Consider the following 12,328-nt stretch of genomic DNA (forward strand, 5'->3'; position numbering starts at 1 on the left):
GTTCGGTTGAATTCTGCAAGTGACGTCAGGCGGCAACTGGTTGGTGGCCCGCATTGTCGCCATAGGCCTCTTCCCGGTAGAAGCCGAGACTTTCGATGACGGGCAGGTCGTTGAAGCAGAACAGACAAGCGTCCTCGCTGTTCGAGGCGTTGCCGTGCTCGTGCCAGGCCCAGGACGGAACGCAGAAGATGTCGCGCTCCTGCCATTCGAAGCGCTTGCCACCGATCACGGAATAGCCGCGGCCCTTGGCCACCTGGTAGATGAAGCTGCCGGTGTGCCGATGCGACTTCGTTCGTTCGCCCGGCCGCAGCAACTGCATGCTGGCGCCGATCGTCTGCATCACGTGTCCGCCGGTGACCGGATTGACGTAGTTCATGAGGATGCCGTCGTAAGGCGAGCCATCGGTCGCGGCGGCATATTTCCGCAAGGAGTCGTAGGTCGGCTCCCACTCGTACTTGAACATGGGGGAATAGCCCTTCGACCATTTCGAGCCGGCCGGGCGAAGACCGGGATTGCCCCAGGTCTTGGTCGTGCCGTCCACGGGATAGCCGGATTCTTCCTGCTGAACCTTGGGATGGACCGCGAAGAAGTTCGCTTCCAGCGCATTGACCAGCGGAATGTCGAGGCCATCCTGCCAGATGCAGACCGAGCCGTTGCCATCGACCCCATGCTCGTGCCAGGTGCCGTTCGGCGTGAGCACAAAATCCCGCGCCCCTAGCGTCATCTTGTGACCGTCGACGACGGTGTAGGCGCCCGAACCTTCCATGATGAAGCGCAAGGCCGAGGCCGAGTGCGCGTGGGCCGAGGCGACCTCGCCGGGATGCATGACCTGCAAGCCCGAGTAGAGCCAGCCGACGGCTGCCGATACGTCGCGACGACCGGGATTGTTGAGATAGATCACCCGGCGCCCCGCCTTTTCCGGAGACACCAGCTCTACCGATCGCAGCACGTGTTCGCGCAGGTCGTCATAGCGCCAGAGCACGGGAATGGACGCCGATTGCGGCTGCCATGGCTCGATCTTGTTGGCGACCGTCCACAATGCACCGGCTTCGTATCTCTCGAGATCCTTGTAGTAGGCCTTGAGTTCCGGGGTGTCCTCGACATTGGCCCGGCCGATCACGTTTTCGCGCATCTCATCCTCCAAGTCCTGTTTCCAAGTCCTGTCTTATGACGTCGCTGGATCGAAGCGTGCCCGTCCGTCGATGGCTTTGCCAAGCCAGGATCGATGATCCAGTTCCAAACAGGCGATGGCCGGGACCAGCATCTCGGACGGTCGGCGGGACGTGCGCCATTGGCCTCGCCTCGTAGGCTGCGGAAGCCGGCTTGTCGGCGGTCGCGCTCGCGTTAAAATGCTCAGATGAAGCCTGCACGGCGGCAGCCTTGAAGCGAGGCAGCTTGAGCATCGGCCCTACCCTGTCGCTGGCTCGCGACCGCTCCCGAAACGAGGTTGGCAGCATGCCCGGCGTTGACTTACTTCACATGTAAAAGTATGTTAATGCATATTTCTGGAGGATGCAATGGCTGAACGGTCTTTCGCTCGCGAAGTCGAAGATCTCCGGCTCGGCACGGGCGATACTTTCCGCGGCGAAGGCATCCTCGCCATCACCAAGGCCTTGCTGCAGTCCGGCGTCGCCTATGTCGGCGGCTACCAGGGCTCGCCGATCTCGCATCTGATGGACGTGCTCGCCGACGCCAAGGACGTGCTCGACGATCTCGGCGTCGTGTTCCAGAGCTCGGCCAACGAAGCGGCCGCAGCCGCGATGCTCTCGGCATCCGTGATGTATCCGCTGCGCGGCGCGGTTGCCTGGAAGTCGACGGTCGGCACCAATGTCGCTTCCGACGCGCTCGCCAATCTTGCCTCCGGCGGCGTCACCGGCGGCACTATGATCATCGTCGGCGAGGATTACGGCGAAGGCTCCTCGATCATGCAGGAGCGCACCCACGCCTTCGCCATGAAATCGCAGATGTGGCTGCTCGATCCGCGGCCCGACCATGAATGCATCGTCAATCTGATCGAGAAGGGCTTTGAGCTCTCGGAGGCCTCGAACACCCCGGTGATGCTCGAGGTTCGCGTGCGCGCATGTCATATGCATGGCAGCTTCGCCTGCAAGGACAACGTCAAGCCAGGCTATTCCATCAAGGACGCGCTGAACAACCCCAAGCGGGATCTCGGGCGCATCGTGCTGCCGCCGGCGGCCTATGAGCATGAGCAGGAGAAGATCAAGACGCGGATGCCCGCGGCGATCGGCTTCATCCGCGACAACAAGCTGAACGAACGGATGGGGCCGGAACAGGGCAAGGTCGGCATCGTCATGCAGGGCGGCATGTACAACAACGTGATTCGCGCACTGCAATATCTCGGCCTGTCGGACGCCTACGGCAACACCCAGGTTCCGCTCTACGTCATGAACGTCACCTACCCAGTGATCGACACTGAAGTCGCAGAGTTCTGCCTCGACAAGGAGGCCGTCCTCATCGTCGAGGAAGGCCAGCCGGAATATCTGGAGCAGGCGATCAACACGGTGCTGCGGCGCAAGGACATCAATGCGCGCGTCCACGGCAAGGACGTGCTGCCGATGGGCGGCGACTACACCGCGCAGGTCCTGCTCGGCGGCGTCAGAGAATTCCTGGAAAAGACCGAGCCGCGGCTGCTCGGCAACCGGCCGCCGGCGCCGGACGCTGCTCCCGTGCTCAACCACCCCGCCGTCGAGAAGCTCAAGCAGGCCGTCCCGCAGCGCCCGCCGGGGCTCTGCACCGGCTGTCCGGAGCGACCGATTTTCGCCGCGATGAAGCTCGTCGAAGAGGAACTCGGCCAGCACCATGTCTCGGCCGACATCGGTTGCCATCTGTTCTCGATCCTGCCGCCCTTCAACATCGGCGCGACGACCATGGGCTTCGGCCTCGGCCCGGCCTCGACCTCGGCCTTCAACGTCAAGGCCGACAAGCGCTCGATCGCAGTGATGGGCGACGGCGGCTTCTGGCATAACGGACTGACCAGCGGCATCGGCAATGCCGTCTTCAACAAGCATGACGGCGTCTTCCTCATCGTCGACAACTACTACACCTCGGCGACCGGCGGTCAGGACATCCTGTCGTCGCGCGCCACCAACAAGCGGCGCAACACCAACAATTCGATCGTCCAGGCCGTGAAGGGCATCGGCGGCCAATGGGTCCGCCAGATCGACCGCACCTACGACGTCGGCAAGATGCGCGACGTGCTGAAGGAGGCCCTGACCACCAGGGACGAAGGCCCCAAGGTCATCGTCGCCTCCTCTGAATGCATGCTGAACAAGCAGCGCCGCGTGAAGCCGCAGATCAACAAGGCAATCAAGGACGGGTTGCGCACCGTCAAGGAACGCTTCGGCGTCGACGAGGATGTTTGCACGGGCGATCACGCCTGCATCCGGCTCTCCGGCTGTCCCTCGCTTTCCGTGAAGCAGCTGGACGATCCCTTGCGGGACGATCCCGTTGCGGCGATCGACAATTCCTGCGTCGGATGCGGCAATTGCGGCGAGGTCGCCGAAGCCGCGGTGCTGTGCCCATCCTTCTATCGCGCCGACGTCATTCATAACCCGACCCGCTGGGACACGTTCAAATCGAAAATCGCCATGGCCGTGATCGGCTGGCTGCAACGGCGGCGCGATCGCGGGCGTCCGGCGCTCGAGGCGCTGGCATGAGAGACGAAACGGTCCGGCTCGCCCTCCCCGCCGCCGGTGACGCGACCGAGCGGCCGATCTCGATTGCGATCGTCGCGATGGGCGGCCAGGGCGGCGGCGTCTTGACCGGCTGGATCGTTCAACTCGCCGAGAACCACGGCTGGGTTGCGCAATCGACCTCAGTGCCCGGCGTCGCCCAGCGGACCGGCGCCACGATCTATTACATCGAGGCGATGCCGCCACTGGATGGCCGCAAGCCGATCCTGTCGCTGATGCCCACCCCTGGCGATGTCGACGTCGTGATGGCCGCCGAATTCATGGAAGCGGGGCGCTCGATCCTGCGCGGCCTGGTGACGCCGGACCGCACGACGCTGATCGCCTCCAACCACCGGTCGTTTGCCATTGGCGAGAAGATCGCGCCGGGTAACGGCATTGCCGACGGAGACGCCGTCACCGGCGCCATCGGCGTTGCCGCCAAGACCGAGATCATCTTCGACCTGAATGCGCTGGCGATCGAGCACGGCAGCGTCATCTCGGCTGCGATGTTTGGCGCGCTCGCTGCGGCCAACGTGCTGCCCTTCGGCCGCGCAAGCTATCTCGATGTCATCCGCGCCGGCGAGAAGGGAGCCAAGGCCAGCATCCGAACTTTTGAAGCGGCCTTTGACCGGGTCGAGACCGGGCCTCCCGAAGTCGCGGCGCCGGTGCAATCGAAGCCGGCCGGCGGCATCCCCTCTCCTGCGACGCCCGATCCGCAACTCGCCGGGCTTGTCGCCAGACTGAACCGGGAGCTGCCCGAGCCCACGCTGGCCATGAGCCGCGCTGGCTTGAAGAAGGTGGTCGACTTCCAGGACGTCACCTATGGCGCAGGATATCTCGACATCCTCAAATCGCTGCACGCGGCCGACCGGAATTCGGGCGGCGCCGACAGGGGCTATGCCTTCACCCAGGCCGCGGCAAAGTATCTCGCCAACGCCATGAGCTACGACGACGTCATCCGCGTGGCCGACCTCAAGACGCGAGCCGGTCGCCGCGCGCGCATCGAGAGCGAGCTCGAGATGTCGCAGGGACAGGTGCTCCAGACCACAGAATTCATGCACCCCCGCATGGAGGAAGTCATGGGCATGCTGCCCGTGGGTTTCGGCCGCTGGCTCGCCGCGAGGCCGCGCCTCCTCGGCTGGCTCGATCGCCGCGTCAACAGGGGACGCCGGGTGCGGACCTACTCTCTGCCCTGGTTCCTGGCGCTCTATGTCGTGGGCGGGATGCGTGGGATGCGCCGCCGCTCGCTGCGCCACGCAATCGAGACTGCTCACCGAGACGAATGGCTCAAGGCCGCGACCGACGCGGTCGGCACCAACTACCAGCTCGGTGTCGAAATTCTGCAGTGCCGCCGCCTTGTGAAGGGCTATTCCGATACCCACAGCCGGGGGCTGTCGAAATTCGACAAGACCCTGGCCGCGATCAAGCTGGTCGAGCGGCGCGAGGACGCCGCCGACTGGGCGCGGCGATTGCGGGAAGCGGCGCTGAAGGACAGCGCCGGCAAGGAGCTCGACGGCGTGATCCAGACCATCAAGACCTTCGCATGATGCAGATCGCGCCCGGCACAGGAATAGATTGCCGTTCGGACCGAAGGACGTCAGGATCAGACAGCTTGACTACGATTCTCAGGTTGTTAATCGGAGCGACAGACCCGCGATAAATTCCCTCCACTCGACGAGACACTCTGTGCTCGATGGTCATGCGATGCCGGCAGCACTCAAAGCGCACATTGTTCCCGTACCCGGGCAGGTCGAAACCCGGCTGTGGCTTCAATTGCTGTCTTTGCATGGCGAGTTCTTCGGGTCGCTGAATTCCGTGCTGAGTTCTGAGTTTGGACTGTCGCTCGCAAAGTTCGACGTGCTGGCTCAGCTCGATCGTTGCAGGGACGGACTTGCGCTCGGGCAATTGTCGCAGAACCTAAAGGTGTCCGGCGGCAACGTCTCCGGACTCGTGCAGCGCCTGTTGGCCGACGACCTCATCAGCAGGGAAATGTCGAGCGAGGACCGGCGATCGTTCATCGTGCGGCTCACGCCCAAGGGCGAGGCGCTGTTCCGGAAGGCCGCCGATGTCCACAAGAAGCATCTCGGCGAGCGGTTCGAGAACGTCCCGCGCCGGGAGCTCGACGCCGCGCTTTCGGTGTTGCGGTCCATCTCCTCAAAGATCCGCACCGAGAGCAAGAAGCAGAGACACAAGAAATAATGGGCAAAGAATCCAGAAGCAGATGGAAATCCGGTCCGCCAAGGACGAGGGACCAGCTGCAAGCCTACATTCCCTATCTGCTCAATCGGCTGGCCAACCGCTGGAACCTCGACCAGAACCGGGATCTGAGCGAGCACGGCATCAGCAACGTCGTCTTTCGCACGCTGTCGGTGCTGTTCATCTACAAGACTCTCACCGTCAACGAGATCGCCGTTCTCGCGGTGACCGAGCAGTCGACCGCCAGCCGCATGGTCGAATCCATGGTTTCATCGGGCCTCGTCGAGCGAGAGATCGCCGAGGAGGATCAGCGCCGCCGCGTCGTGGCCTTGACGGCGGACGGCGAGGCGCTGCTGCGCAAGATCTGGCCGATCATGGAAAAGAACTACGAGCGTCTGACCGCCGGCATCGACCCCGGCGAGGTTGAAGTCTGCGCCCGCGTGCTGGCCAGGATGGTGGAGAATATTCGCCAGAATCAGATCTGATCGATCAACGATCAGGGACCGAGGCCAACCAAGCTGGTGCCGCCGCAGACATAAAGCACTTGTCCGGTCACGAAGTCCGAGCGCTCGTCGAGGAAGAATTCGACCGCGTGCGCCACGTCCTCGCGCGAGCCGAGCCGGCCGACCGGAACGTTGCGGGCCATTCTCTCCTGCCGCTCGGAATCCTTCGGGACGATGCCCCAGAAATTGTCCGTCAGAATGGGGCCCGGCGCGACGACGTTTACGGTGATGCCGCTGGAGGCCATTTCCAGCGCCCATGTCCGCGCCATGCCGTGCATGCCCGCCTTGGTGGCGGAATAGGCCGAGCGGGTCACGGCCCCCATAGCCGCACGCGAGCTGACGAACACGACGCGGCCGAAACGGCGCGACATCATGCCCTCCAGGGCTGCCTGGGTCAGCAGCATCGGTGCCCCCAGATGCAGCTGCGCAAGCATCAGGATGTCTTCGGGCCTCGCATCGGGCAGAAGGTTCGGCAGGATGGTGCCTGCATTGTGCACGAGACAATCGATCGCGTGGTCGGAGCTGATCTCTTGCACGATGGCCCGGGTCTCCTCGAGGCTCGTCAGGTCCGCGCAATAGGCCGCGAGCAGATCATGCGTCCAGCCTGGCTTCTCCAGCCCCACCGAGACCACGCGCTGTCCTTTATCGACGAGCCTGCGGGCCAGCGCTTCGCCGATCCCGGAATTTCCCCCTGTAATGAGTGTGGTGCGGGCCTGGCTCATGATCGGTTTCCTGCGAATGAGACGCCTCAGACCTGCCGCCGCTTCAACTCGCGAAGGTCGAAGAACGCGCCGTCATGCATCAGCTTGGCGACAAAGTCCTTCAAGCCGCCGCGCTGGATCTTTTCGGTTGCGGTCAGCGGCAGCCGGTCGACGAAGCAGATCCACCCGGGCGCTTTGTAATAAGCCATCTGCTCCAGGCTCCAGCGAACGATGGCCTCGGCGAGTGCGCGGTCGGCCCCGCCCTGCTCGGCAATGATGACGGCGGCGACCTCGTCGCCCCGCACCTGGTCGGGCGTTGCCGCGACCGCGGCCTGCCGGATTGCGGGATGACGATTGAGAACGGATTCGACCTCGACTGCGGCAATGTTCTCGCCGGAACGACGAATGACGTTCTTCTTGCGGTCGACGAAATGCAGATCGCCATCCGCATCACGCGAGACGATATCGCCGGTGTGCAGCCAGCCGCCATCCCATGCTTCCTCGGTGGCCTCGGGGTTCTTGAGGTATCCCCGGAAGAAGCCGTAGCGCGGGTCCGCGCCCGCCCGCCGCACCAACAGCTCGCCGGGCATTCCTACCGGCGCATCGGCACCCTGGTCATCGACGATGCGAATGTCGACCTCGGGTGCCGGGCGGCCGAAGCAACTGCTGCCGATCTTGCGCGGCTCGACATTGGCGGCAATCACGCCGCCGCTGCCGGTCTCGGTCATCGCCCAGGCTTCGATCAGCGGGAAACCGAAGCGCGCCTCGAACGGCGCATGAAGCAGCTTGTCGACGCCGGCGCCGAACCCGAAGCGTACGGTGTGGGCCTTGTCGTCGTTCGATGCCGCAGCGCTCATCAGCATCGAGGGCATGACGCCGAGATAATGCAGGCAGGTGGCGCGGCTGTCCCGCACCGACTGCCACCAGCTGCGCGGATGAAAGCGATCGAGCATGGTCAGGCTGCCGCCGACCGAGACCATCGCCATCAGCGACACCGCCATCGCGTTCATGTGAAACAGCGGCAGCGGCGTGATCATGCGCTCGCGATCGGGCTTGAGACCGATCAGCCCGCCGGCGTCGCGATACCAGTTTCCGCTGTGCAGGAAATAAGTATTGGTGAGCACGCAGCCCTTGGGCTGGCCCGTCGTACCCGACGTGTAGAGCAGCGCGCATTCGGTCGAGCCGTCGCCGGCGATCGCACCGCGCGCGCCGCCGAAGGCAGTGGGAACGTCGTCGCTGTCGGTCACGACCGGAATCGCGCGCCCGGCCTGGCGGGCCGCAGTTTCAACCTCGTCCCGCCGCTCGCCGAGCACGAACGCCGCGTTCATCTCGGAATGCGCGATGATGTATTCGAGCTCGCTCATCCGCAGATCAGGATTGATCGGCACGACGGACACGCCGAGCGCGTTTAGCGCGAACCACAATTCGACGAACACCGGCCTGTTCTGGAGCAGAAGCCCGACCCTGTGTCCTTCGCCGTAGCCGCGGTCCGCAAATGCAGCCCGCCAGCGCTCGATCCGCTCGAGCATCGCACGGTAGGAAATCTCACCGGCCGCGATGCCGTACACGTCGGCCGTCTCCGGCAGCACGTTGAGAAAGCCAGCCGCACCCCGGCGCAAGGCGGTCTCGCGAAAGCGGGCATAGACTGAAGTGGCTGCGGTCAAGATGCACTCACATGAAGAGCTGGATGTTGCCGAATGGCGCATCGAAATTGATGAGATCGACGCGCTTGAGCTTGATCTTCAGGGCGTCGCCGATCAGGACGAAGTCGTGCGAGGCCCATCCCGAATAGCGCTCCAGCATATCGCCGCGCGTCTCGGTGTAGATATAGGACGTCCGCGCCTTGAACACGCCGGCAGCCGTGTCGCAGGCGACGATCTGCGGCGCCTGGAGCAGATGATGGCAGCGGCTCTTCGGCTTCTGGCTGAAGGTGCGTTCGCCGGCAAGCCGCTCGACCCGCACTTTGAGCAGCAACAGGTCCTCGTACATCAAGGACGGCTGGAGCACCGGATCCTGCTGCTGCCATTCGAGCGGCATCCAATAGCGCCCCTCGGGATGAAACAGATCCAGCCAACCCTGCCACTGCATGGTGTCGAGAAGCTCGGCCTCCCGATAAATGAAATCCGTGACGGCTTTCTCGTCGATCATTCCGCAGCCTCAACCTGCTTGTCCATGTCCATGGTCATGAATTTCGCCCAGGCGTGAAACTGGTTGCGCATCTGCCGCTCAGACGTCCCATTGATGACAGCGATGACGTCAGGCTGTTCGTCCCGCTCGAAGAGTCGGCGCAGATTGACCCACTGGTTGCCGTTGGACTTGAGGCCTTCCTGCGCCCGCTCGTACATCTCGAGATCGTCGTGTCCGACGATCGAGGTCGGCGCGTTGATGAAGCGGTTGTACATCAGGGCACGCTCGTAAAGCTTGTCGGGCGCGCCGACCAGGCGATAGACCCAGCTCTCGACCAGCGTCTTGTCGACCGCGATCGGGATGAAGTTGCGCAGGATCTGGACGGCACCCTTGACCATGATGTTCGGAAAATAGACCGTGTTGTGCCTGACCTCGCCGAGGATCTCGTTGGCCCGCGTCTCGCCATAGGCTGCGATCATCTGACCGAGATAGCCGCCGACGTCCGCGTAGTTGGAATGGATGGAGTTGGCGACGCCGGTATGGCCATGGCCGTTGGGCCAGATCCTGATGCCGCTCTGCTCGTAGAACTCGTACGGACTCATGAAGGGGCCATAGAGCTGCACCGCCATCGGCGTCTCCGTGGAATCGCCCTGCTCGCGTTTCCAGACCTTGACCGCGGTGCCGGCCGAGCTCTCATGCGCCACCATGGGATGGCAGGTGTCGGTCTGGTTCTCGACCAGCATCTTCCAGTTACAAGTGTGCATGTAGCGGATCGGCGCGGCCACGATCTCGAGCCTGCCCTCCGGCGAGCGGTCGACCATGTTGTCGATGGTTGAAAGGCTCTGGCCGAAATAGTCCTCAAAGGAGACGCCGGTCTCGTTCAGCCGCGCGAAGATGAAATCACGATAGACCACGACATTCTTGATCCGCGACAAGCCTTCATTGGCCTCGGTGTCGCCGAAACCGGTGCCCTCATAGCCCTTCTTCAAGGGGATCGCGAGCAGCGAGCCGTCGGTCTTGAACGACCACGCGTGATAGGGGCAGCGAAAGAACTTGCCGGTGTTGCCGCACGGCTCCGTGGCGATCTTGACGCCCTTGTGCGGACAGCGGTTGTAGAAGACGTGGATCGAACCATCGCTATGGCGGCTCGCCAACACCGGCTGCCGGCCGATGGTGGCGGTGACGAAGTCGCCGGGCTTTGCAAGCTGGCTGGCATGACCGACATAGACCCAGCTATTGGGGAACAGATGTTCCATCTCGATATCGAAGATCTCGGGATCGATATAGACGTCGCGATGCACCTCGGCCTCGCGCACCAGTGCCGCGATCGACCGCGCATTTCCTGAATATCTGCTCATGCCGTCCCTTTCCTCGTCCTAGAGATCCAGCACCAATCGCTCCGACTTCGCGCGCGACACGCAGATCTGCATGACCTTGTTGGACGCCCTCTCGTCGTCGCTCAGGATGACATCGCGATGATCGGGGACCCCCTCGATCACGCCGCACTGGCAGATGCCGCAATCGCCGCGCCGGCAGTCATAGAGAACCTCGTGCCCCGCCGCTTCCAGCGCCTCGATGATGCTTTGATCGGCCGCGACCGCGATGACTTGTCCCGTGGACCTGAGTTCGACCTCGAACGGCTGGTTCGACGCGCTCGGCGGCTCGGCCTTGAAGAGTTCGTAGTGGATCCGGTCGGCAGCGATGCCGTGGGCCAGGGCGGCGCTCTTCACCGCTTCGATCATGCCGCCAGGACCGCAGACATAGACGTGGGAGCTCGCCGGCGCGCGGTGCAGCGCCGCTGCGATGTCGAGGCAGGAGGCGTCGCTGTCATAATGGACCGACAGGCTGTTCGCGCACACCGCCTGCAACTGCGGCAGGAAAGCCAACTGGCCCGGCGCCCGTCCGGCATAATGGAGATGGTAGGCAGCGCCGCGGGCCTGAAGCTCGGCGGCCATGGACAGGATCGGCGTGACGCCGATGCCACCCGCGAACAGAAGCGCCGGTGAAGCATCCTCATGCAGACGGAAGTCGTTGACAGGCGCCGACGCCATGACGACATCGCCGATGTTCAGCGCATGCATGAACGCCGAGCCGCCGGTCGACATCTGCTCGCGCAGAATTCCAAGGGCAAGAACGCCCTCAGGCAGACCCGGCAAGGCCATCAGAGAGTAAGGCCGGTCTCCTCCGCTCGGGAGCGACACGCGGACGTGTGCACCCGCCTGCCACCGCGGGACCGCACCGCGCTCCACGCCGAACACAAGGCTTCGAATCGTCGGCGTCTCCGCCGTGACCGACTGCACCTTGAGCTCGAGCGGATGCGTGTCCATTTTTGCATCTTTGAAATATATGAATCTGCATATATTTAGGCATATAATAATTGGTTGTCAATCGGCGTCCGGATTGACATGCGCGGGGCACCTTGCAGCCACGCTGCGCTATTCAATTGGCGGGGGCCGCACCAACTGGAAGAGGTCGCGAGGCCTCGCATACCAGCCCGACCCGTGCATGCGGGCAATGAGGTCCAGGCCGATCGTATCGATATGGCCTCTCCGAGCATCGATCACGAACTGCTCCGCTACATGCGCACAAACGATCTCGCCGATCACGGCGATTTGCCGCGGCCCGGTCTCCTGAACCGAGAGGGAGCGACATTCGAGCGCAACCGGGCACGCCTTGAGGCGTGGAGGCGCAACCATCTGCGAGGGAAGCGTCTCCAGCCCGGCAAGCTCGATCTCGTCGATCTCGGGCGGTGCATCCACGCCCGTCGCATTCATGGCTTCGGCCATCTGGTGCGGCACCAGATGGGCGACGAACTCGCCGGTTGCGACGATGTTCTGCGCCGTGTCTTTCAAGCCCTTGTTCGGATGACGCAGCAAGCCGAGCACAACCGTCGGCGGCTCATGCCCCAGCACGTTGAAGAAGCTGAACGGCGCCGCATTGGCGATTCCGTCCCTGGACCGGGTCGTCACCCACGCGATCGGACGCGGCGTGACGGTCGCAGTGAGTATCTTGTAGCGGATATCCGCCGGAAGCTGACCCATGTCGAAGAGCATACGATCCTCACTTCCGCCCGCGGGCAACGCTGACGGTGGATGCGACCGCCTGCGGT

11 protein-coding genes are annotated in these 12,328 nt (G+C 63.5%); 4 read left to right on the forward strand and 7 right to left on the reverse strand.

Features of this window, described 5'->3' with window-relative positions; translation table 11 throughout:
- Nucleotides 1-25 precede the first annotated feature (25 nt).
- The gene (locus FXV83_RS15350; protein ID WP_148740246.1) at nt 26-1,132 is read right to left on the reverse strand and encodes a cupin domain-containing protein; all 1,107 of its coding nucleotides are present in this window, start codon (nt 1,130-1,132) and stop codon (nt 26-28) included.
- Between the two features lie 385 nt (nt 1,133-1,517).
- Between FXV83_RS15350 and FXV83_RS15355 the strand changes: the two genes are divergently transcribed.
- From FXV83_RS15355 to FXV83_RS15370, 4 genes are all read left to right on the forward strand, one after another.
- Nucleotides 1,518-3,677 (forward strand): thiamine pyrophosphate-dependent enzyme, encoded by a 2,160-nt coding sequence (locus FXV83_RS15355; protein ID WP_148740247.1) that lies wholly within the window; start codon nt 1,518-1,520, stop codon nt 3,675-3,677.
- On the forward strand, nt 3,674-5,239 hold the full coding sequence (locus FXV83_RS15360) for an indolepyruvate oxidoreductase subunit beta family protein (RefSeq protein ID WP_148740248.1): 1,566 nt from the start codon (nt 3,674-3,676) through the stop codon (nt 5,237-5,239). The genes FXV83_RS15355 and FXV83_RS15360 overlap by 4 nt, the downstream gene beginning before the upstream one ends.
- A gap of 139 nt (nt 5,240-5,378) precedes the next feature.
- Complete coding sequence (locus FXV83_RS15365) at nt 5,379-5,891, forward strand: MarR family winged helix-turn-helix transcriptional regulator (RefSeq protein ID WP_235939648.1); 513 nt, start codon at nt 5,379-5,381, stop codon at nt 5,889-5,891.
- The gene (locus FXV83_RS15370) at nt 5,891-6,373 is read left to right on the forward strand and encodes a MarR family winged helix-turn-helix transcriptional regulator (protein ID WP_148740249.1); all 483 of its coding nucleotides are present in this window, start codon (nt 5,891-5,893) and stop codon (nt 6,371-6,373) included. Before FXV83_RS15365 ends, FXV83_RS15370 begins: the two co-directional genes overlap by 1 nt.
- An 11-nt stretch (nt 6,374-6,384) precedes the next feature.
- On the opposite strand, the gene FXV83_RS15375 is transcribed toward FXV83_RS15370, so the two are convergent.
- The 6 genes from FXV83_RS15375 to FXV83_RS15400 all read right to left on the reverse strand — a co-directional run bounded on the left by FXV83_RS15375 (nt 6,385) and on the right by FXV83_RS15400 (nt 12,272).
- Complete coding sequence (locus FXV83_RS15375) at nt 6,385-7,113, reverse strand: SDR family NAD(P)-dependent oxidoreductase (protein WP_148740250.1); 729 nt, start codon at nt 7,111-7,113, stop codon at nt 6,385-6,387.
- Between the two features lie 26 nt (nt 7,114-7,139).
- Entirely contained in the window at nt 7,140-8,756 is a 1,617-nt protein-coding gene (locus FXV83_RS15380; protein WP_187435926.1) for an ATP-dependent acyl-CoA ligase, read from the reverse strand.
- A gap of 7 nt (nt 8,757-8,763) precedes the next feature.
- Entirely contained in the window at nt 8,764-9,240 is a 477-nt protein-coding gene (locus FXV83_RS15385) for an aromatic-ring-hydroxylating dioxygenase subunit beta (protein ID WP_148740251.1), read from the reverse strand.
- On the reverse strand, nt 9,237-10,577 hold the full coding sequence (locus FXV83_RS15390) for an aromatic ring-hydroxylating dioxygenase subunit alpha (protein WP_148740252.1): 1,341 nt from the start codon (nt 10,575-10,577) through the stop codon (nt 9,237-9,239). The genes FXV83_RS15385 and FXV83_RS15390 overlap by 4 nt, the downstream gene beginning before the upstream one ends.
- An 18-nt stretch (nt 10,578-10,595) precedes the next feature.
- Complete coding sequence (locus FXV83_RS15395) at nt 10,596-11,546, reverse strand: PDR/VanB family oxidoreductase (protein WP_148740253.1); 951 nt, start codon at nt 11,544-11,546, stop codon at nt 10,596-10,598.
- Between the two features lie 108 nt (nt 11,547-11,654).
- A complete protein-coding gene (locus FXV83_RS15400; RefSeq protein ID WP_148740254.1) occupies nt 11,655-12,272 on the reverse strand; it encodes a flavin reductase family protein in 618 nt (205 codons plus the stop codon).
- Nucleotides 12,273-12,328: the final 56 nt, after the last annotated feature.

The sequence above is a fragment of the Bradyrhizobium hipponense genome, assembly GCF_008123965.1.
Taxonomy (GTDB): domain Bacteria; phylum Pseudomonadota; class Alphaproteobacteria; order Rhizobiales; family Xanthobacteraceae; genus Bradyrhizobium; species Bradyrhizobium hipponense.